The following is a 20,412-nucleotide window of genomic DNA, read 5'->3' as shown; positions in this document are numbered from 1 at the left end:
GATTGACGCCGCCCCCGATTATCTGCCGACCGGCTTTAGGGGGCGTTCAGCAGATTCAGGACTGCCGACGCAGCAGATAGATAAAATACGGCGCACCGATAAATGTCGCCAGCAAGCCCGCCGGTATCTGGTCAGGGAACATAATCATTCTGCCGCACCAGTCGGCGAACACCATCAGTACCCCGCCGATCATCGCCGCCAGCAGCATCTGTGGTATCGGCTTGTGCATGCCCAGCATTCGCGCCATATGCGGCGCCATCAGGCCGACGAAGCTCAGCGGTCCGACCGCCAGCGTCGCTCCGGCGGTTAGCACTGCCGCCAGCAGCAGCATGGTCAGACGGGAGAAGGTCAGCCCCAGACCCAGCGAACGGGCGGCAGCCCCCCCGAGCGGCAGTAGGGTCAGCCAGCGCCGGCACAGCGGCACCGCCAGCATCAATACCAGCGCCAGCACCGCGGTCAACACCGCCTGCGGCGCCTGGATGCCATAGGTCGATCCGGAAATCCAGGTCAGCAGGCTGCCCAGGCGCGGATCACCACTTATCATCAGCAGGGTAATCAGCGTGGTAAACAGCGTACTGAGTGCAATGCCGGCCAACAACATGCGCTGGGCCGAGAAATGCCGCTGTCCCGACACCAGAATAATCAGGCCAAGAGTAATAGCCGCACCCAGGCTGCCTGCCGGCAACAGCCAGGCAAAGGCATCTCCAGGCACCAGGAACAGCATCAGCACAATGCCGGCGGAGGCACCGGCGCTAATACCCAGCACTTCCGGGCTGCCCATCGGGTTGGCGGTAAGCCTTTGGATCAAAGTACCGGCAATCGCCAGCATCACGCCTGAGCTCAGGGCCGCCAGAATGCGCGGCCAGCGCCAGGGAAGCAAGCCCCTCAATTCACTGCCGCCGGCCCAATGCCAGCCATAGCCATTACGTCCCAGCATCAGGGCAGTCATCACCACTGCAATAAGCAGTATCAGACCGGCGGCCATCCACAGCAGCGACCATTGCGATCGGGAACTGCCCTCAGCGGCGGCAGGGCTCACCGCCGTAGCGGGGGCGACGCTATGGCGTAATCGCGGCAACAGCCACAGCAGCAGTGGTGCGCCAATCACCGCAGTCGCCGCGCCGGTGGGCACTTCACGCCACACACCGGCCAGCCACACCAGAGCCTGGTCGGCAAACCACAGCAACAGTGCGCCGATAAGCGGCGCCAGCAACAACCGGTGTATCAGCCGCCGGGCCCCCAGTAGTTTGGCAATCAGCGGCGAGAACAGGCCGATAAACCCGACGATGCCCACCGCATTGACCAGTTGCGCGCTCAACACAATCGCCAGCGCCAAGGCCGCCAGACGCGCCACATTCAGCCCCAGCCCCAGGTTCCGCGCCACCCCATCGTCTACGCCCAGCAGGATCATCGGGCGCACCAGCAACAGCGCCAGCAGCAGGGCAATGCCGAGTCTGGGCAGCAGGAAACCTACCGTTTGCCAGTCCTGCTGATTCAGGGCGCCGCTGCTCCACAGGAACAGATTTTCCAACTGCTGGTAATGGAATAGCGTCAGCAGGTTATTGACCGCACTGCCGTACAGGCTTAATACCAACCCGGCCAGAATGAGCGTCACCGGCGACATACGCCGCCCCCAGGCAATACCAAACACCAGCAGGCTGACAATAATGGCGCCCGCCATGGCGGCCATCTGCTGACTGATTTCGCCCCCCGGCAGCATGCCTAAAGTGACCACCGTCACCCCAAGCTGGGCGCCGGTAGCCACGCCAAGCGTCGCCGGTTCGGCAAGAGGATTACGCAGTACTTGCTGAAACAGCACCCCCACCAGCCCCAGACCTGCGCCAATCAGGATTGCGACCGCCATGCGCGGCAGCAGACTGTAGTAAAACAGAATCCTGCCGACATCGGTCCCGGGCGGCTGGCTGATGGCGTCCAGCCAGCGTTCGGCCGGCAGCACCTGGCCGGCGTTATAGCCGCTCAGAGCCAGGGCGGCCAGCAACAGTAGTGTAAGCATCGTCACCGGCAGCGCTCTGGAGGGGGTTTTTAACGGCATCGAGCCGGCCGTCTTAGCGCCGGATTGATGGGATAGATTCACACTCATGACCAGCGCCCTTCCAGTTGTTCCAGCACCCGGGCAAAACGCAGCGCCGCAAACGTGGCGCCGTAAAGCCAGACCGCCGGCGCCTGCTGGAAGCTGTTTTCTCTGATGAACGGCATTGCCTGCCATAAAGGCGTGCGGGATACCCGCTCAAGCCGCTGGCGATCATCATGTTGAAAATAAATCGCGCGGCAGGATGGCAGCGTGACCAGCCGCTCGATGCCGACAATTGCCGACCCCCAGAAATTGGTTTCTCCCTGCCAGACATTGTCGATAGCCAGTTTATCCAGCACCTGCTGGAACAGGCTGTTATTGCCCAGCAGCAGCACATGCCTATCGTCCAACAGGGAAAACATCAGCAGCGGCTGACGACGATAAGAGGCCAAAGCCGGCACCAGCGCATCCATCTGCCGGTCAAAATCGGCCAGATGATGACCGGCTGCGTCAGGAATACCCAATTTTTGAGCCAGCGAAGCCAGCGATAGGCGTGCCATATCCAGCGGTTTTCCTTTATCACTGGAAAACGAAAAACTCATGGCGGGGGCAATCGACGACAGGACCGCCGGACGCGGGCCATAACCTTGGGAGTACAGAATCAGGTCAGGTTTGAGGGACGTAATCAGTTCCAGATTAGGTTCGGTACGTTTACCCACGTCGAGAATATCCGCCGACAGCGCCGGTTGCTGCACCCATATCCGGTAGTCAACCTGCTCGGCAACCGCCAACGGCGTTACGCCCAGCGCATACAGCAGTTCTACCGGCAGCCATTCCAGGGCAATAATCCGCTGGTAAGCGCTCTGTGCCGACGCCTGGCGGCTGCCCAGGCCCAGCATCAGCGGTGACAGCGCCAGCGCCGTCAGCAGGCGGCGGCGAACCAGGTCAGGTGGCAAGAAAGGTAAATTCATCAGTAGACAAAGCTCACCGGTGCGCCGCCGCTCGGGTGCGGCAGAGTCCCCATCGGGATACCGTAGATTTGCTCTAGCACCTCACTCTGCATTAACTGATCCGGGCTGCCGCTGGCAATGATTTTCCCCTGACGTAGCGCCGCCAGACTGTCACAATAACGCGCGGCCATATTGATATCGTGCAGCACGGCAATCACCGTCAGGCTGCGTTCCCGACTCATGCGTTTGATAAGCGCCAATACATCGACCTGATGAGCGATATCCAGCGCCGAGGTGGGCTCATCCAGCAGCAGGCAGCGGCTGTCCTGGGCGACGGTCATCGCCAGCCAGGCACGCTGACGCTCGCCACCGGACAGGCTGTCCACCAGCCGTTGGGCGAAAGGACGCAACCCAACCAGGTCGATGGCATCCTCTACCTGCTGTCTATCGGCCGGAGTGAAGCGGCCCAAGGCGCCGTGCCAGGGATAGCGGCCCAGGGCGACCAGTTCGCGCACCGTCATGCCTTCGGCCGCCGGCAATTGCTGGGGCAGATAGGCCACCTGACGGGCAAAGGCCTTGCTGTCCCATTCTCCGGTCGGTTTGTTATTGAGTAATGCCGCACCGCTGCTGGCGTCCTGCTGGCGGCCGAGAATCTTCAGCAACGTTGATTTGCCTGAGCCATTATGGCCAATCAGCCCGCAGACCTTACCGGCGGGAAAATCAAAAGTTAGCGGATGCAGCAGCACCCGGCCGGGTACCGCGAAACTGACCTCTTTCAGCGAGAAGGTAGCCGTCTGAAGTGATGTTGAATCATGCATAAGTCAAAGGATCTTCCGCCGGTCTGTTCAGGCGCAGGTATCAGAGCGGATCGACTGATGCTGACGCAGATCTGGCCTGAAAGCCGCTGAAGTTTTCCGAATTAAGTAAATGATAATTATTCAAAACGACAATGATAGGCGTAATGGAAGAGTGACTGCAAGAGGAAAAACGGCCCCGATTAACGGGGCCGTTGAATTACTTACCGAACATGTCCTTGATCCAGCCGGCAACGCCTTTGCCATCCTCTTCCTCTTCCTTGGGCGGCGGCTGCTGACCGGCAGGCTGCTGGCCCTGGGACTCGAAGGGATTCGCCTCTGGGGTCGGAATCACTTCACTGGCCTGGCAAAGGGACTGAGGGTCCTCGGTCCATACCGGAATAGTTCGCAGACTACTGCCGCCGTTGCAGATAAAATTACCTGCATAGTCGATAGTCATCTGATTGATACCTTCAGGCGGAACCAAGTCCAGGGCTAACGGCGTCTGGTTTTCCAGATAGCGGCGGTAAAGCGTTAGCGCACCATTGGCGCCGGTCAGTTTAGCCGGACCATAGTTATCGCGTCCAACCCACACCACCGCCACTTCTTTACCATCGACGCCGGCGAACCAGCTGTCGCGCAAATCATTGGTAGTGCCGGTTTTGGCCGCCAGGTGATAGGAAGGAAACTTGACTGACAGGGAGCGGGACGTGCCGCGCGCCACACCCTGCTGCATGCTGTATAGCGTCAAATAAGCCGCCTGGGCGGGTACCACGCGTTCAGCCTGAGGGAAGCTCTGGTACAGCACCTGGCCGTCTTCACTGATCACCGACCGCACCGCCGACAGCGTCGCCCGGTTACCCCCTCCGGCGATAGTCTGATACTCCTGCGCCACTTCCATCGGCGTAAGGCTGATAGCGCCCAGCAGCATCGAAGGCATCGGATGAATCACCTCATTGGGAATACCCAGGTTAAGCAGTGTCTTGGTGATGTTGTCGAGGCCGACCGACATGCCCAAATTGACCGTCGGCACGTTAAGCGATTGCGCCAGGGCATCCACCAGCATCACTTTGCCGCGGAACTGGCGATCATAGTTTTTCGGCATCCAGTCAGAGCCGTTGGGCTGCTTGAGTGAAATCGGCTCATCGGCAATCCAGGTATTCAGGCGATAACGGTCAGGTTCACTTAAGGCGGTCAGATAGGTCGGCGGCTTAGCCAGCGAGCCGACCGGGCGACGCGCCTGGATGGCGCGGTTGAAGCCGGCGAACTGTGGCTGGGAACCGCCGACCATCGCCCGCACTTCGCCACTGAAGCGATCAACCACAACCATGGCGGTTTCCAGATCGTTCACGCCGCGCCCGGCCCGCAGTGCCGGCACCCCGACTTCGACTGAGCGTTCAGCGGCGTCCTGGGAAACCGGATCCAGCGTGGTGAAAATTTTCACCCCGGACAAATCGTTAACCTTATCGCCCAGCTTATCCTGCAATTCCTGGCGCACCATCTGCATGAACGCCGGCTGCGGCGTAATCACCCCGCCGCGGGGCTGCACCCCGAGCGGACGAGCGCTGAGCATATTATAAAGTTCGGTATCGATAACTTGCTGGTTCTGGAGTAATTTCAGCACCAGGTTACGACGCTCCAAAGCAAGTTTGGGATTGCGCCATGGGTTATAGAGCGAAGCCCCTTTCACCATGCCGACCAGCATCGCCTGCTGATCCAGGCTGAGTTCATCCACCGGACGACCAAAGTAATAGAGGCTGGCCAGCGGGAAACCGCGGATCTGATCGCTGCCGCTCTGGCCCAGGTACACCTCGTTCAGGTAAAGCTCAAGGATCCGATCTTTGCTGTAGCGATAATCAAGGATGATCGCCATATACGCTTCGTTGATTTTGCGCCACAGCGAGCGTTCATTGGTCAGGAACAGGTTCTTGACCAGCTGCTGGGTCAGCGTACTGCCGCCCTGAACCGCGCGGCCCGCGGTGACATTGGCCAGGAATGCGCGCCCGATAGACATGACGCTGATACCGTCATGCTGGTAAAAATGGCGGTCTTCGGTGGCAATCAGCGTATCCACCAGCAGATCCGGGAAGCCGGCGCGCGGGACAAACAGCCGCTGTTCGCCTTTGGGCGACTGAAGCATGGTAATCAGTCGCGGATCCAGCCGGAAGAAACCGAAACTGCGCTGATTTTCCTGATTCTGGATCTGCATCAAGCGATCTTTTTCGAACAGCAGCCGGGCATGGATCTGCCCTTCTTTGCCATCCGGGAAATCGAATGGCCGGCGCAACATCTCTATGCTATTGGCTTTAACGGTAAACTCGCCCGGACGGGTAATGCGGGTGACCTGACGGTACTGCATGCCCTCCAGCAAATTGACCATTTCGCTTTGACTGTAGGCCATACCGGGTTCGAGGTTGACCATCCGGCCATATACCGCCGCCGGCAGCTGCCATACCTTGCCGTCGATGCGGCTGCGCACCTGGGCATCCAGGTAAAAGCCGTAGATCACCAGCAAAATGACCAGCACCACAAACACTTTGATTATCAGTCCCAATAGGCGACGGCGCTTGCGCGGCGGGCGAGCGCTTCCTTTTTGACGTGGCACTACGGCTTTCTCCTCATGAACATAGTCATCATCATCCTGAAAATCGTGATTATTGCGGTCATAGTCATCCTGCCTTTTACGCCCAAAGAATGGCTTGCGGGTCGGTTTACGGGCCGGCGGTTTTCCATGACGTCCGATAGGTTCGCGGTCATCCCCAGACATCGTTGTGATTCTCCATACTGCTGACGGCTGCGCCGTCCACTCTGGTCCCCTGCCGAAAACGTCGGAACAGGAAACCTCTTAAATTAGCGCTGCAGATACTTTTTGGTCCGGCGGGTGGGCAATGCCTCCGCCGGGTTATCCGGCCAGGCATGCTTGGGATAACGTCCTTTCATTTCTTTTTGCACCTGCCGATAGGCTCCCTGCCAGAAACCGGCCAGATCGCCGGTTATCTGCAGCGGATGCTGAGCGGGCGAGAGCAGCTCCAGCACCAGGGCTACGCGCCCCTGCGCCACTGAAGGACTCTGCTTTTCACCGAACATCTCCTGCATCCTGACCGCCAGTACCGGCGGCTGGCCATGCTGGTAGCGTATCGGCAATCGACTGCCGGTGGGCACAGTGTAGTGGCTTGGCAGCTCACTATCCAGCCGTTGACGTGAAGACCAGTCCAGCAGCCCTGCCAGCGCCTGGCTGATATTGACATTTTTAAGTCCGCGCACATCATGCACCCCGTCAAGCCAGGGCATCAGCCAGCGCGGCAACGCCGCCAGCAAAGCGGCATCATCCACCGCCGGCCACGGGTCTTCGGGCAACCAGTCCCGGGCGCACAACAGACGCTGGCGAAGCGAGAGCGCCGGGGCATCCCAGTTGAGCACCGACAGCCCCTGCTCTTCTATCCAGTTCAGCAGCGCCTGCTGCATCACCTCGGCCGACGGCCTGGCCTGGGGCTGCTCGCGCCAGACCAGCCTGTCCAGCTGTTCGCGCCGCAAGACCCGCAAGCTACCCTTCTCCCGATCCCATGCCATGGTGGTGCTTATCGTCAGCCAATCGGGAAACGCCGCTATCAGTTTATCGATATCCAGCGGTACCGCCAGACGAATACGGGCGTCTGGCGCCTGGCTCTGCTGCAACAGCCCGGGGGCAATCAACCACTCCATGCCGGCCAAGGCTTCATCGGCAGACAGGGCCGCGCCAAGGCCGCAAGCCAACTGGTAACGGCCATCGGCATCACGCCGGCGGGCGATCCGGTCGCGAAATCCCCGGGCCAACAGCGTCTGCAGCAACTCCCCGTCGTCAGTATGCGGCAAATCGGACCGGGGGGATGACCGGCCGGCCAGTTGTCTGGCGCGCCGCTGCCAGTGCGGCAATGGCTGGGCCAGATGATCGCGCAGATCAGTTGAGCCACTGCGCGGCGGCTCTTCCAGAATGGCCGCCAGCAAAGCAGCACTGGCGCGATGCTGCCGGTTATCGCCGGCATAATACAACATCGCCGCCAGCCGCGGATCGCAGCCGAATTGAGCCATCGCCCGCCCGGCTGCGGTCAGCCGGCCTTCGCCGTCCAGAGCGGTCAATGTTTTCAAAAGCGAAATCGCCGCTGCCAGCGCCGGGGCCGGCGGCGAGTCAATCCAGGCCAGGGAGCTTACCTGTGGACATCCCCACAGCAGTAATTCCAGGTAAAGCCCCCCAAGGTCGCTTTGCAAAATTTCCGGCTGATGATGTTCCGGCGCGCGCTCCGCATGGGACTGGCTATACAGATGCCAGCAGACGCCGGCGCTGAGGCGGCCGGCGCGGCCGGCTCGCTGAATCATCGATGCCTGGCTGATGCGCCTGGTCTGCAGCCTGCTCAGGCCGCTGCGGGCATCGAATTCAGTCGCCCGTTCAAGACCACTATCGGCCACCAGTGAGATGCCATCAATGGTCAGGCTGGTTTCGGCAATATTGGTCGCCAGAACCACCTTGCGACGGCCCGGCGGCGATGGGCGAATCGCCCGCTGTTGATCTTCCAGCGACAGCGCACCATAAAGCGGACAAAGATCGACATCATCGCCGATCCGCGATGCCATCAGCCCCTGGATCCGATGAATCTCCGCCACCCCCGGCAGGAACAGCAGCAGTGATCCCTGATGCTGGTCCAGCATGGCGCAGACCGCCGATGCGATGGCTGCGTCAGGTCTTGCCTGCGCAGGCAACGGATGATAAACCCGCTCGACAGGGAAACTGCGGCCTTCAGAGCGAATAATCGGCGCGTCGGGCAACAGATCGAGCAGGCGCCGATCGTCCAGCGTTGCCGACATGATCAAGATTTTCAGATCAGCCCGCAGCCCCTGCTGCACATCAAGCAGCAGCGCCAGCGCCAGATCGGCCTGCAGGCTGCGCTCGTGAAATTCATCCAGAATAACCAGCGAGACGCCGCCGAGCTCCGGATCTTGCTGCAGCATACGCGTCAGGATACCTTCGGTCACCACTTCCAGGCGGGTCTCGGCGCCGCTGCGGCTTTCGGCGCGCATCCGATATCCCACCGCCTGGCCGGGGGCTTGGCTGAGCTGGGCCGCCAAGCGAAGCGCCACGTTTTTAGTCGCCAGCCGGCGCGGTTCCAGCATGACTATTTTACCGGGAAGCCCGGCGCGTCGCAGGATTTCCAGCGGCAGCCAGGTGGATTTGCCCGCGCCGGTGGGCGCATGCAGCAGCACTTGGGGCGCGCGCTGCAATGCATCCAGCAATTCCTCTACTACGGCACTGACCGGTAATGACGCCACGCTATCTCCGTTAAAAGGATTAACATTCTGGGGCGGGCATTGTAGCATCGCTTCTTTGTGAAACAGAATCATTGCAGCCTGCAGCGACATTGGCGCCACAGGCCCGAGCGGAGTCAGAGGATGGTTCCCGACCACAGAAATCGGCAGATGACCGCCAGACGTTTGTTTTTCGCCCTGGCGCTGCCCGAACCGCTGCGCCAGAACATCATCGCCTGGCGCGCCGATGCATTTCCAATCAGTGCCGGCAGACCGGTGGTCTGCGCCAATTTGCATCTGACGCTGGCATTTCTGGGCGACACCAGCCCCGGACAGGAGAAGGCCCTGCGTCAGGCTGCAACACGACTGACACAACCCTGCTTTAGTCTGCAGTTTGACGATTGCGGGCACTGGCCTCGTTCGGGGGTGATCTGGCTTGGCATGCGGCGGGCACCGCGTGAACTGCTGCAGCTGGCTGGCTGGCTGCGTGCACAGGCGGCACGCCAAGGCTGTTATCAAAGCCCGCTGCCTTTTCACCCCCATGTGACGCTGCTGCGCCAGGCCAACGAAGCGGTTGCCCTGCCGCCCGCAGCGCCGGGCTGGTTGGCTCAAGCAGTCAGTTTTGGTCTTTATGCTTCTGAGTTTGACAAAGGCCGTCCCCGGTATAAGCTGCTGGATAGCTGGCCATTGCAACGGACATGTCGTCAACCGGCCGATTAATGGAACACCATGGAATTCAGTCCTGAGTTAAAGCCAGCCCGGCTGGTGCAGCGTTATAAACGCTTTCTGGCCGATGTGATCACCGCTGAAGGCGAGGAACTGACCATACACTGCGCCAATACCGGCGCGATGACCGGCTGTGGAGCTCCGGGAGATACCCTGTGGTATTCCACATCGGACAATCGCAAGCGCCGTTATCCCCATACGTGGGAACTGACCGAGACCGCTGCGGGTCACCGGATCGGGGTAAATACCGGCCGGGCTAATGCCTTGTTGGGCGAGGCGATAGCCCTTAATCGCATCCCGGCATTGTGCGGTTATGAAAACTATCGTTCCGAAGTGAGGTATGGCGCAGAAAATAGTCGGATAGATTGGTTATTATCAGCGGAAAATCGTGCCAACTGCTATATTGAGGTCAAATCCGTCACATTACTGCAACAACAATGGGGTTATTTTCCAGATGCAGTGACGTTGCGGGGCCAAAAACATATACGTGAATTACAAGCAATGACGCAACAGGGGCATCGTGCAGTGCTTTTTTTCGTGGTGCTGCACTCGGGCATTGATCGAGTCGCTCCCGCAAGGCACATTGACCCGCGTTATGCAGAATTGATATTGCAGGCACAGCAGAACGGCGTTGAGATTATGTGTTACGGGACGCAGTTATCACCGCACGGTATCCGGCTTGACGCCCCATTACCGTTATTTATTTCGTGAGTGCCAATCGGTGAAAAGCGCACTAAAATGCTCAACTTTTCCACAGGTTACCACTTCGCCAAATACGCCTTTACTGATGCACTTGTCAAGTAGGCGACGGGAATAATTGCCATCCTAGGCGTCATCTGTTATTTATAGCGGCCTGTTTTTTCCCCACGTTGGGGATCGATAGTGCGTGTTAAGAAGGAGAAGCAACATGCAAGAAGGGCAAACCCGTAAGACATCCTCCTTGAGCATTCTCGCCATCGCAGGGGTGGAGCCATACCAGCAGAAGCCTGGCGAAGAATACATGAATGATGCTCAGCTTGTGCACTTCAGGCGTATTCTCGAAGCATGGCGTAATCAATTAAGAGATGAAGTAGGACGTACCGTTTCCCACATGCAGGACGAGGCAGCAAATTTTCCCGATCCGGTCGATCGTGCCGCTCAGGAAGAAGAATTCAGCCTCGAATTGCGTAACCGAGACCGAGAACGCAAGCTGATCAAGAAGATCGAAAAAACCCTTAAGAAAGTGGAAGACAAAGATTTTGGCTACTGCGATTCTTGTGGGGTTGAAATCGGTATTCGCCGCCTGGAAGCGCGGCCGACCGCCGATTTGTGCATCGACTGCAAAACCCTGGCCGAAATCCGCGAAAAGCAGATGGCTGGGTAATCATCATCCGGGATTGCTGCGGTTCCGCCCAGGGACCGGCTCAACGGGGCTGCAGTAAACCGAGCGGAAAGCCTTTCCAGATTAATGTCTGTACACAGCTCATATAAGGGGCGTTTCGCCCCTTCTCCCTCCGGCGCGCTTCATTTCGGCTCGTTGGTCGCCGCTCTGGGAAGTTATCTCCAGGCCCGCAGCCAACAGGGGCAGTGGCTAGTGCGTATCGAAGATATCGACCCGCCCCGAGAAGTCCCCGGCGCCTCAACAACCATCCTGCGTCAGCTTGAACACTATGGCCTGCACTGGGACGGCGAGGTTTGGTATCAGTCTACCCGCCATCAGGCCTATCTTGCTGCCCTGGACGATCTCAGGCGTCGTGGCCTCAGCTACTGCTGTCGCTGCACCCGCAGCCGGATACAGCAACTGGGCGGCTTCTATGACGGCCACTGCCGCAGCCTTCGCCTGCCGCCTGAACAGGCGGCGATACGCTTGCGCCAGATAAGGCCGGTATATCGCTTTCACGATCGGTTGCGCGGCAGTATCGAGGTGTGCCCACAATTGGCCGATGAAGATTTTATTATCCGCCGCCGCGATGGTCTGTTTGCCTACAACCTGGCGGTAGTGGTTGATGATGCCGCCCAGGGAGTTACCGAGATCGTTCGCGGAGCCGATTTGATTGAACCGACGGTACGCCAGATGGCGCTCTATCAACAATTGGGTTATAACGTACCGGGATATGTGCATTTACCCCTGGCGATGGCGGCAACCGGCGGCAAGCTTTCCAAGCAGAACCACGCGCCGGAACTGCCGCTGGACGATCCACGCCCGGTGCTGGCTGCCGCCCTGCGTTTTTTGAATCAACCCGAGCCGCAAGGCTGGCGCGATATAACGACCGGGAGTATGGTAGAATCGGCGATAGCGAACTGGTCCCTTGAAGCGGTACCGTTTTCGCCTTCACTTGATAAGGACAACCTACCCGCCCATTCTCAAAGGTCGCGGGGTGAGCTATGATTAGCCGCTATTTTTAGTTGCTCCTGTTTATTTGTTACTATTGAGGTGTACTATTTTTACCCGAGTAGCCAACTTCTGCCGCAAGGTGCTTCATCGCGAAAGCACAGAAGCGGCACCAGAGGATAGACGCCCTTTGACGATTATCCCCCGAGACCAACACTCCATCTCGCGTAAAGAGATCAGTGAAAATGCATTAAAGGTCCTTTACCGTCTGAACAAGGCCGGTTACGAGTCCTATCTGGTTGGCGGTGGCGTCCGCGATCTGCTGCTCGGCAAAAAGCCGAAGGATTTTGACATCACCACCAACGCCACCCCCGAGCAAATGCGGAAGTTATTCCGTAACTGCCGCCTGGTTGGCCGGCGTTTCCGCCTGGCCCACGTGATGTTCGGCCCTGAAATCATTGAAGTTGCCACCTTTCGCGGCCACCACATGGGCCAAGAAGCGGAAAATACCGCAAGCGAGATCAAGGTGCCGGCGGCGGCGGTACAGGCACAGAACGGCATGCTGCTGCGCGACAACATCTTCGGCTCTATCGAGGAAGATGCCCAGCGCCGCGACTTTACCGTCAACAGCCTCTATTACAGCGTGGCGGATTTCAGCCTGCGCGACTATACCGGCGGCCTGCGCGATTTGCAGGAAGGTGTTATCCGCCTTATTGGCGACCCGGAAACCCGCTATCGCGAAGATCCGGTGCGGATGCTGCGCGCGGTGCGCTTTGCCGCCAAGCTTGGCATGACCATCAGCCCGGAAACCGGCGAGCCTATTCCGCGACTGGCCTCGCTGCTGCATGATATTCCCCCTGCCAGGCTGTTTGAAGAATCCTTGAAAATGCTGCAGGCCGGATACGGCGAATCAACTTACCGGCTGCTGTGCGAGTATCAGCTGTTCCAGCCACTGTTTCCGCTTATCAGTCGGAATTTCACCGAAAGCGGTGACAGTTATATGGAACACATGGTCACCCGGGTGCTGCAAAATACCGATCAGCGTTTGCATAACGACATGCGCGTTAATCCGGCCTTCCTGTTCTCTGCGATGCTGTGGTATCCCCTGCTGGAACATGCCCAGAAGCTGACTCAGGAAAGCGGTCTGACCTATTTTGATGCCTTTGGCCTGGCGTTGAACGATATTCTGGATGAACAATGTCGCTCATTGGCTATTCCCAAGCGGCTGACCACCCTGATGCGCGATATCTGGCAACTGCAGTTGCGCCTGTCCCGCCGCCAGGGCAAACGCGCCTACAAGCTGATGGAACACCCGAAATTCCGCGCCGCCTATGATCTGCTGGCGCTACGCGCCGAAGTGGAAAATAACGGCGAGTTGCTGCGTCTGACCCAGTGGTGGGGCGAATTCCAAGTCGCGCCGCCGCCGCGCCAGAAGCATATGCTCAATACGCTGGGCGATGACGGCCCTTCCCGCCCAAGACGCCCGCGCCGCCGCACGCCGGTGCATCGTGACCCGGCCTGAATCCAGGGTCTGGTTGGCGCTGGGCAGCAATCTTGCCCAGCCGCTCAATCAGGTCGATGCAGCCTTATCCGCCCTGGCGGCATTGCCCGCTACCCGCCTATCTGCCTGCTCCTCCTATTACCGCAGCCGTCCGCTGGGTCCCCAGGATCAGCCTGCTTATCTAAATGCGGTGGTAGAACTGCACACCTGTCTGGCGCCGGAAATCCTGCTCGACCACACCCAGGCCATCGAGCTTTCCCAGGGCCGCGTCCGCAAGGCCGATCGCTGGGGTCCGCGTACGCTGGATCTGGATATCCTGCTGTTTGGCGAACAGGTTATCGACACCGCCAGGCTGACGGTGCCGCATTACGATATGAAAAACCGCGAGTTCATGCTCTATCCCCTGGCGGAACTGGCGGCTGACCTTCATTTTCCCGATGGAGAAGCGCTGTCTGACCGGCTGGCCCGGGTGCCGCTGAATGGCCTTGAATTCTGGGATGATCAGCATCGACTGCAGCGGTGGTAATCCCGCCTGCCTATTAAATCATGCCCTTAAAACGGCTATTATTGCGGCAACGCTACCACCGCCTCCATCATTCCATTAGAATAACGCGCCTTGCTTGTAACTTCACTTTTGCCGCTACCGGCCCGAGGTGTGATGACAATGACTACCCTTATCCAACTGCGTCAATGGAAACAGCAACAGAAAAAATTTGCTTCGCTTACCGCCTATGATGCCGGCTTCGCCCGACTGTTCGAACAACAGGGCGTCAAGGTGATGCTGGTGGGCGATTCACTGGGCATGACCATGCAGGGCCACGACTCGACACTGCCGGTCACTCTTGAAGAGATGGCCTATCATACTCGCTGCGTCCGGCGGGGAGCGCCTGACTGCCTGTTGCTGGCCGATCTGCCGTTCATGACCTATGCCACCCCCAAGCAGGCGTTCGACAGCGCGGCACTGCTGATGCGGGCCGGTGCCAACATGGTCAAAGTCGAGGGCGGCAGTTGGCTGACGCAAACCGTGCAGCAACTGACGGAACGTGCGGTGCCGGTATGCGGACATTTGGGGCTGACCCCGCAATCGGTTAATATCTTTGGCGGTTATAAGGTGCAAGGGCGAGACGAAGAGAGCGCTGAGCGACTGTTGCTGGATGCCCTGGCGCTTGAACAGGCCGGCGCCCAGTTGCTGGTGCTGGAATGCGTACCGGTTTCACTGGCCGCCAGAGTGACCGAATCGCTGTCGATACCGGTTATAGGCATCGGCGCCGGCAGCGTAACCGACGGCCAGATTCTGGTGATGCAGGATGCGCTGGGCATTACCGGTGAAGGCGCGCCCCGCTTCTCAAAAAACTTCCTGACGCAGGACAGCGATATTCGCGCCGCCGTTCGCCAGTATGTACAGGACGTTGAACAGGGCGTCTTCCCAGACGCTGAACACAGTTTCCAATAGCTGACGGTCAAGGAGATCGGACGGTGTTAATCATTCAGAACCCGGTAATACTTCGGCAGACCGTCAAGGACTGGCGGCAGGCGGGTAAACGTATCGCCCTGGTGCCGACCATGGGCAACCTGCATGACGGCCATATGACGCTGGTGGATGAAGCCCGCGCCAGGGCCGATATTGTCGTCGTAAGCATTTTCGTCAATCCGCTGCAGTTTGACCGCCCTGAGGATCTGGCCGCTTATCCCAAGACGCTGCAGGAAGACTGTGAGAAGTTGACCCAGCGCGGCGCGGATATGGTTTTCGCCCCAACGGCTGCGGTAATTTATCCTGCCGGGCTCGACAGCCAGACCTTCGTCGATGTACCACGCTACTCAGGCATCCTGGAGGGCGAAAGCCGGCCCGGGCATTTTCGCGGCGTGTCTACCATTGTCAGTAAACTGTTTAATCTGGTGCAGCCGGATCTGGCCTGCTTCGGGCAAAAAGACTATCAGCAATTGGCGCTGATTCGCCAGATGGTGGTCGATTTATCCTATGATATCGAGATTGTCGCCGTGCCGACGGTGCGGGCCAAAGATGGTCTGGCGCTGAGTTCACGCAATGGATACCTTACCGCTGAACAGCGGGCGCTGGCGCCTGCGTTGGCGGCCGTTATGAACCGGCTGGCGGGGCTGCTGCGGCAGGGCGAACGCCATATCGATGAATTGCTTGAACAGTCAGCCAGTGAGCTGGCAAAAGCCGGATTACAGGCCGATGCACTGCATATCTGCGATGCCGAAACACTCAGGCCACTGACCGTCGATAGCACCCGCGCGGTAATACTGTTTGCCGCCTGGCTGGGCAAAGCCAGACTGATTGATAATGTGATAGTCGACCTGACTGAATAACAGCCCCCAGCTATCACAATTTTCGTTAACATCCCCTTTGGGGAGTACCGAGGCCACGTTTTATGATACGCACCATGCTACGCGGAAAGCTGCACCGGGTTCACGTCACTCAGGCGGATTTGCACTATGAAGGCTCCTGCGCTATCGATCAGGATTTTCTCGATGCGGCGGGGATTCTGGAGTATGAAGCTATTGATATTTACAATGTCACTAACGGCATGCGCTTTTCCACCTATGCCATTGCCGCCGAGCGAGGCTCGCGGATTATCTCGGTCAATGGAGCTGCCGCACGCTGCGCCTGCGTGGATGACCTGTTGATTATCTGCGCTTACGTACAGCTGAGTGACAGCGAAGCACGCAGCCACAAGCCCAGCGTGGCCTACTTCGACGCCGGCAATATCCTTAGGCGCACCGCCAAGGCCCTGCCGGTGCAGGTGGCCTGAGATTTTCGCTCACATATGGTGGGGTCAGTTGATATGGGGCCAGTTGATGGTGGGGCCAGCTGATGGTGGGGCCAGCTGATGGTGGGGCCAGCTGATGGAGGGGCCAGCTGATAGTGGGGCCAGCTGATGGTGGGGCCAGCTGATAGTGGGGTCAGCTGATAGTGGGGTCAGCTGATAGTGGGGTCAGCTGATAGTGGGGTCAGCTGATAGTGGGGTCAGCTGATAGTGGGGTCAGCTGATAGTCTGGTCAGCTGTTAGCCTTATCTGCTGATGGTCCGGCGGCTATCTGGCTGATGATCTGGCACATAGAGTATCAGAGGGCCGGTGACCATGCATGGTGACTGAAGCTGAGCGGCGGCTGGGCTAGTCCAGGGGACCTGAGGGTCCCCTGGTTGCTTGCTCAGGTACGCAACCCGCTACCGCGCTGGATCAGATACCAGCACAGCAGGTAAAACACAATAATAAATCCGACCAGGACCGACAGGGTAAACGCCAGCGGCACATCGCTGATGCCGAGGAAACCGTAACGGAAGCCGCTTATCATGTAGACTACCGGGTTCAGCTTGGAAACCGCCTGCCAAAACGGCGGCAGCAGCGTCAGGGAATAGAATACCCCGCCCAGATAAGTCAGCGGTGTCAGCACAAAGGTCGGGATAATGCTGATGTCATCAAAGCTTTTGGCAAAGACCGCATTCAGCAGACCGGCAAGTGAAAACAGCACTGCTGTCAGTACCAGCGTCACCGCCACCATCCACCAGGCATGGACCTGGAACGGCACAAAGAACAGCGAAATCGCCGTCACCAGGATCCCCACGCAGATGCCCCGGGCCACGCCGCCGCCGACATAACCGGCGATGATCACATGGGTCGGCACCGGCGCCACCAGCAATTCCTCAATGTTTCGCTGGAATTTTGCGCTAAAAAATGACGAGGCCACATTGGTATAGGCATTGGTGATTACCGCCATCATTATCAGTCCCGGCACGATAAACTGCATATACGTAAAGCCGTGCATATCACCGATGCGTGAACCGATAAGGTTGCCGAAGATAATAAAATACAGCGTCATGGTGATGACCGGCGGCACCAGGGTCTGGATCCAGATACGGGCAAAACGGTTGATTTCTTTACGCCAGATACTCTTAAGGGCAATCCAGTACAGCTGCATCATGCTTTCAAACTCCGGGTGGCTCGGTCATCCTTAACCAGGGTGACAAATAATTCTTCCAGACGGTTGGCTTTGTTTCTCATACTCAACACCTGAACCCCTTGGGCGCTGAGCTGGCTGAACAGACTGTTCAGGCCCTGCTCACGCATCACTTCCACCTCCAGGGTACTGGTATCCAATAACTGGTTGCGATAACCATTCAGTTTAGGCAGCGCGCTTTTGGGGGCCAGATCTAGGATAAAGGTCTCGGACTTAAGCTTGCCCAGCAGCTCGCGCATAGAGGTATTTTCCACCAGCTCGCCATGCTGGATGATGCCGATATTGCGGCACAGCATCTCGGCCTCTTCCAGATAATGGGTGGTGAGGATAATCGTGGTTCCGCTTTGGTTCAATTCGCGCAGAAATCCCCACATCGAGCGACGCAGCTCGATATCCACCCCGGCAGTCGGCTCATCAAGGATCAAAAGCTTAGGCTCATGCATCAGCGCTCTGGCTATCATCAACCGTCTTTTCATACCGCCGGACAGCATCCGGGCCCGTTCATCGCGCTTATCCCACAGGTCCAACTGACGGAGGAATTTCTCCGCTCTGTCCGCGGCGGCTTTCCGTTCTACGCCATAGTAGCCGGCCTGGTGAACCACTATCTGGTAAACCGTTTCGAACTGATCGAAATTGAATTCCTGCGGTACCAGGCCGAGCTGGCGCTTAGCGTTGACGATATCTTTATCGATATCGTAGCCAAACACTTTTACCTTGCCGGCTGATTTGTTGACCAAGGCGCTGATGATGCCAATGGTGGTGGATTTCCCCGCGCCATTCGGCCCCAGCAGGGCATAAAAATCACCTGCTTCCACGTTCAGGTCGATGCCTTTCAGCGCCTGTACGCCGCCTGCATAGACTTTGGTCAGTTTCTCCAGTTCAAGTGCATATGTCATAACTGAGGGGTTGCCTTATTCATAATGGGTTTTACGAATTTATTTTAAAAATTGCGTTGTTGGCCTATATTAACCCATCGCAATACGCTAGTTATGGGCTATTAATAGCAATGAAAGATATCGATACACTGATAAGCAACAACCAAAACTGGTCCAATCTTCTGGTGGAAGAGGACCCGGGATTCTTTGAACGTCTGGCATTAGCCCAAAAACCCCGCTTTCTGTGGATTGGGTGTTCCGACAGCCGCGTTCCCGCAGAAAGGCTGACCGGACTCGAGCCCGGTGAGTTATTTGTCCATCGTAACGTCGCCAACCTGGTCATTCATACCGACCTTAACTGCCTGTCTGTCGTTCAGTACGCGGTCGACGTGCTGGAAGTCGAACATATTATTATCTGCGGTCACTATGGCTGTGGCGGCGTACAGGCCGCTATCGACAATCCCGAACTGGGGCTGATTGACAACTGGCTGCTGCATATCCGTGATTTGTGGTACAAGCATAGCTCACTGCTGGGAGAGCTACATCCTGAAGATCGCATTAACAAGCTTTGTGAGATTAACGTTATCGAGCAGGTCTACAATCTGGGGCACTCCACCATCATGCGTTCAGCCTGGCATCGTGGACAGAAGGTGACGATCCACGGCTGGGTATACGGTATCCAGGATGGCCTGCTGCGCAATCTGGATGTCTCCGCCACCAGCCGGGAAACGCTAGAACAGCGCTACCGGCAGGGCGTCGCCAACCTGCAGCATAATCACCGCTGAAAGCCTCAGGCGTGCCCGGCCGGCACGCCATTATCCGCTGCGGACCCTACTGCCAGCCGACCCGATCAGTCCTGCGCGACCAGCATTGTCACTTTACCCACATAGGGTAAATGACGGTAGCGTTGAGCATAATCTATGCCGTAGCCCACAACGAACTCATCAGGAATGGCAAAGCCGACCCACTCGACATGCACATTGACCTCACGGCGGTCAGGTTTGTCCAGCAAGGTGCAGATAGCCAGGGATTTCGGCTGGCGCAGCTCAAGAATTTCACGCACCTTACTCAGGGTGTTGCCGGAATCGATAATATCTTCGACGATGAGCACGTCCTTGCCGCGGATATCTTCGTCCAGATCCTTGAGGATTTTTACATCACGGCTGCTGCTCATGCCGCTGCCGTAACTGGAGGCGGTCATGAAATCTACCTCGTGGGGCACCGTCACTGCCCGGCACAGATCAGCCATAAACATGAATGAGCCTCGTAACAGGCCAACCAGCACCATTTCACTGCCGCTGTCGCAGTAGTGGTCACTGATTTCCTTTCCCAGGGCGGCGACTCGGCGGGCGATTTCCTGTTCGGAAATCATCACTTCCACGGTATGTTTCATTATGGATACACATCAACTCAATTCATTCGGGATAACCGATTCTACCATATCCGGCAGGCTCAATGCGATTGTCGCCAGGCTGGCGGGACAGCGGCTGAAACCTGTTCCATACTTGATAGTGTATTGACGCGAAATCCGTCCGCCGACAACAATCTCTAGGGCGGAAATCATGAATCATGATAACGTTTAATTCCATTGAGTGATCGGGTCTTTTGCTATGAAGAAAACTGCGTTAGTCATGCTGCTGTTGGGATTGCTGGGTTTACCCATGGCATCGCAGGCATTAACAGAATCCGAGGCAGAAGACATGGCGGATCTGACCGCTGTATTTGTTTACTTGAAAAATAACTGTGGCTACAGCGATATGCCCAATGAACAAATTCGCCGCGCCATCCAGATTTTTGCCCTGCAGAACAAATGGGACATGACCAATTATGGCGCTTACGACATGCGCGCGCTCGGTGAAGCCAGCTATCGCGATTTAAGTGGTATCGCCATTCCCACACCGAACAAATGCCGGTCACTGGCCAGCAACTCATTGAGTTTACTGGCTTACGCTCGCTAACCAGACT

Annotated in this window: 19 protein-coding genes; 11 read left to right on the top strand and 8 right to left on the bottom strand. The window is 57.8% G+C overall.

The window, feature by feature from the left end:
• Positions 1-55 precede the first annotated feature (55 nt).
• From fhuB to hrpB, 5 genes are all read right to left on the bottom strand, one after another.
• Entirely contained in the window at positions 56-2,053 is a 1,998-nt protein-coding gene (gene fhuB / locus EDC52_RS06805) for a Fe(3+)-hydroxamate ABC transporter permease FhuB (protein WP_131864694.1), read from the bottom strand.
• A gap of 44 nt (positions 2,054-2,097) precedes the next feature.
• Entirely contained in the window at positions 2,098-3,003 is a 906-nt protein-coding gene (gene fhuD / locus EDC52_RS06800) for a Fe(3+)-hydroxamate ABC transporter substrate-binding protein FhuD (protein WP_131864562.1), read from the bottom strand.
• Positions 3,003-3,800 (bottom strand): Fe3+-hydroxamate ABC transporter ATP-binding protein FhuC, encoded by a 798-nt coding sequence (gene fhuC, locus EDC52_RS06795; RefSeq protein ID WP_131864561.1) that lies wholly within the window; start codon positions 3,798-3,800, stop codon positions 3,003-3,005. The genes fhuD and fhuC overlap by 1 nt, the downstream gene beginning before the upstream one ends.
• Positions 3,801-3,996: 196 nt before the next feature.
• Positions 3,997-6,543: a bifunctional glycosyl transferase/transpeptidase gene (gene mrcB, locus EDC52_RS06790; RefSeq protein ID WP_131864560.1), complete on the bottom strand. Its 2,547-nt coding sequence runs from the start codon at positions 6,541-6,543 to the stop codon at positions 3,997-3,999.
• Positions 6,544-6,626: 83 nt separating this feature from the next.
• Positions 6,627-9,125 carry an ATP-dependent helicase HrpB gene (hrpB, locus tag EDC52_RS06785; protein ID WP_131864693.1) on the bottom strand — a complete coding sequence of 833 codons (2,499 nt, stop codon included), beginning with the start codon at positions 9,123-9,125 and terminating at the stop codon, positions 6,627-6,629.
• Between the two features lie 99 nt (positions 9,126-9,224).
• Here hrpB and thpR point away from each other — a divergent pair, with 99 nt between their 5' ends.
• The 9 genes from thpR to panD all read left to right on the top strand — a co-directional run bounded on the left by thpR (position 9,225) and on the right by panD (position 16,365).
• Positions 9,225-9,773 (top strand): RNA 2',3'-cyclic phosphodiesterase, encoded by a 549-nt coding sequence (thpR, locus tag EDC52_RS06780; RefSeq protein WP_131864559.1) that lies wholly within the window; start codon positions 9,225-9,227, stop codon positions 9,771-9,773.
• 9 nt (positions 9,774-9,782) lie between these two features.
• Positions 9,783-10,490, top strand: coding sequence for a DNA/RNA nuclease SfsA (gene sfsA / locus EDC52_RS06775; protein WP_131864558.1), 708 nt, complete (start codon positions 9,783-9,785; stop codon positions 10,488-10,490).
• Between the two features lie 196 nt (positions 10,491-10,686).
• Positions 10,687-11,142, top strand: a complete 456-nt coding sequence (gene dksA / locus EDC52_RS06770; RefSeq protein ID WP_131864557.1) for an RNA polymerase-binding protein DksA — start codon at positions 10,687-10,689, stop codon at positions 11,140-11,142.
• Positions 11,143-11,226: 84 nt separating this feature from the next.
• On the top strand, positions 11,227-12,147 hold the full coding sequence (gluQRS, locus tag EDC52_RS06765; RefSeq protein WP_131864556.1) for a tRNA glutamyl-Q(34) synthetase GluQRS: 921 nt from the start codon (positions 11,227-11,229) through the stop codon (positions 12,145-12,147).
• A gap of 52 nt (positions 12,148-12,199) precedes the next feature.
• Positions 12,200-13,612 carry a polynucleotide adenylyltransferase PcnB gene (pcnB, locus tag EDC52_RS06760; protein WP_196237748.1) on the top strand — a complete coding sequence of 471 codons (1,413 nt, stop codon included), beginning with the start codon at positions 12,200-12,202 and terminating at the stop codon, positions 13,610-13,612.
• Complete coding sequence (gene folK, locus EDC52_RS06755; protein WP_230467968.1) at positions 13,599-14,117, top strand: 2-amino-4-hydroxy-6-hydroxymethyldihydropteridine diphosphokinase; 519 nt, start codon at positions 13,599-13,601, stop codon at positions 14,115-14,117. Before pcnB ends, folK begins: the two co-directional genes overlap by 14 nt.
• A 132-nt stretch (positions 14,118-14,249) precedes the next feature.
• Positions 14,250-15,044, top strand: a complete 795-nt coding sequence (gene panB / locus EDC52_RS06750) for a 3-methyl-2-oxobutanoate hydroxymethyltransferase (RefSeq protein ID WP_131864553.1) — start codon at positions 14,250-14,252, stop codon at positions 15,042-15,044.
• Between the two features lie 23 nt (positions 15,045-15,067).
• Complete coding sequence (panC, locus tag EDC52_RS06745; RefSeq protein ID WP_131864552.1) at positions 15,068-15,922, top strand: pantoate--beta-alanine ligase; 855 nt, start codon at positions 15,068-15,070, stop codon at positions 15,920-15,922.
• A gap of 62 nt (positions 15,923-15,984) precedes the next feature.
• On the top strand, positions 15,985-16,365 hold the full coding sequence (gene panD / locus EDC52_RS06740) for an aspartate 1-decarboxylase (protein WP_131864551.1): 381 nt from the start codon (positions 15,985-15,987) through the stop codon (positions 16,363-16,365).
• A 400-nt stretch (positions 16,366-16,765) separates the two neighbouring features.
• Here panD and EDC52_RS06735 read toward each other — a convergent pair whose 3' ends face one another.
• Both EDC52_RS06735 and EDC52_RS06730 read right to left on the bottom strand, forming a co-directional pair.
• The gene (locus tag EDC52_RS06735; RefSeq protein ID WP_131864550.1) at positions 16,766-17,536 is read right to left on the bottom strand and encodes an ABC transporter permease; all 771 of its coding nucleotides are present in this window, start codon (positions 17,534-17,536) and stop codon (positions 16,766-16,768) included.
• On the bottom strand, positions 17,533-18,468 hold the full coding sequence (locus EDC52_RS06730) for an ABC transporter ATP-binding protein (RefSeq protein ID WP_131864549.1): 936 nt from the start codon (positions 18,466-18,468) through the stop codon (positions 17,533-17,535). The genes EDC52_RS06735 and EDC52_RS06730 overlap by 4 nt, the downstream gene beginning before the upstream one ends.
• Positions 18,469-18,578: 110 nt before the next feature.
• Between EDC52_RS06730 and can the strand changes: the two genes are divergently transcribed.
• Positions 18,579-19,232 (top strand): carbonate dehydratase, encoded by a 654-nt coding sequence (gene can / locus EDC52_RS06725; protein WP_165911669.1) that lies wholly within the window; start codon positions 18,579-18,581, stop codon positions 19,230-19,232.
• A gap of 65 nt (positions 19,233-19,297) precedes the next feature.
• Here can and hpt read toward each other — a convergent pair whose 3' ends face one another.
• A complete protein-coding gene (gene hpt / locus EDC52_RS06720) occupies positions 19,298-19,840 on the bottom strand; it encodes a hypoxanthine phosphoribosyltransferase (protein WP_131864547.1) in 543 nt (180 codons plus the stop codon).
• Positions 19,841-20,057: 217 nt separating this feature from the next.
• Between hpt and EDC52_RS06715 the strand changes: the two genes are divergently transcribed.
• Complete coding sequence (locus EDC52_RS06715) at positions 20,058-20,405, top strand: YacC family pilotin-like protein (protein ID WP_131864546.1); 348 nt, start codon at positions 20,058-20,060, stop codon at positions 20,403-20,405.
• Positions 20,406-20,412 lie beyond the last annotated feature (7 nt).

The organism is Biostraticola tofi (assembly GCF_004343195.1).
Lineage (GTDB): Bacteria > Pseudomonadota > Gammaproteobacteria > Enterobacterales > Enterobacteriaceae > Biostraticola > Biostraticola tofi.
Note: the sequence above shows the minus strand (reverse complement) of the source record. Positions and strands in the feature narration are given on the sequence as shown.

What these genes read in the sequence shown, in the direction of transcription:
- fhuB (WP_131864694.1), bottom strand. Translation starts at nt 2,053, where the DNA reads ATGCCGTTAAAAACCCCCTCCAGAGCGCTGCCGGTGACGATGCTTACA.
- fhuD (WP_131864562.1), bottom strand. Translation starts at nt 3,003, where the DNA reads ATGAATTTACCTTTCTTGCCACCTGACCTGGTTCGCCGCCGCCTGCTG.
- fhuC (WP_131864561.1), bottom strand. Translation starts at nt 3,800, where the DNA reads ATGCATGATTCAACATCACTTCAGACGGCTACCTTCTCGCTGAAAGAG.
- mrcB (WP_131864560.1), bottom strand. Translation starts at nt 6,543, where the DNA reads ATGTCTGGGGATGACCGCGAACCTATCGGACGTCATGGAAAACCGCCG.
- hrpB (WP_131864693.1), bottom strand. Translation starts at nt 9,125, where the DNA reads ATGCTACAATGCCCGCCCCAGAATGTTAATCCTTTTAACGGAGATAGC.
- thpR (WP_131864559.1), top strand. Translation starts at nt 9,225, where the DNA reads ATGACCGCCAGACGTTTGTTTTTCGCCCTGGCGCTGCCCGAACCGCTG.
- sfsA (WP_131864558.1), top strand. Translation starts at nt 9,783, where the DNA reads ATGGAATTCAGTCCTGAGTTAAAGCCAGCCCGGCTGGTGCAGCGTTAT.
- dksA (WP_131864557.1), top strand. Translation starts at nt 10,687, where the DNA reads ATGCAAGAAGGGCAAACCCGTAAGACATCCTCCTTGAGCATTCTCGCC.
- gluQRS (WP_131864556.1), top strand. Translation starts at nt 11,227, where the DNA reads ATGTCTGTACACAGCTCATATAAGGGGCGTTTCGCCCCTTCTCCCTCC.
- panB (WP_131864553.1), top strand. Translation starts at nt 14,250, where the DNA reads ATGACAATGACTACCCTTATCCAACTGCGTCAATGGAAACAGCAACAG.
- panD (WP_131864551.1), top strand. Translation starts at nt 15,985, where the DNA reads ATGATACGCACCATGCTACGCGGAAAGCTGCACCGGGTTCACGTCACT.
- EDC52_RS06735 (WP_131864550.1), bottom strand. Translation starts at nt 17,536, where the DNA reads ATGATGCAGCTGTACTGGATTGCCCTTAAGAGTATCTGGCGTAAAGAA.
- EDC52_RS06730 (WP_131864549.1), bottom strand. Translation starts at nt 18,468, where the DNA reads ATGACATATGCACTTGAACTGGAGAAACTGACCAAAGTCTATGCAGGC.
- can (WP_165911669.1), top strand. Translation starts at nt 18,579, where the DNA reads ATGAAAGATATCGATACACTGATAAGCAACAACCAAAACTGGTCCAAT.
- hpt (WP_131864547.1), bottom strand. Translation starts at nt 19,840, where the DNA reads ATGAAACATACCGTGGAAGTGATGATTTCCGAACAGGAAATCGCCCGC.
- EDC52_RS06715 (WP_131864546.1), top strand. Translation starts at nt 20,058, where the DNA reads ATGAAGAAAACTGCGTTAGTCATGCTGCTGTTGGGATTGCTGGGTTTA.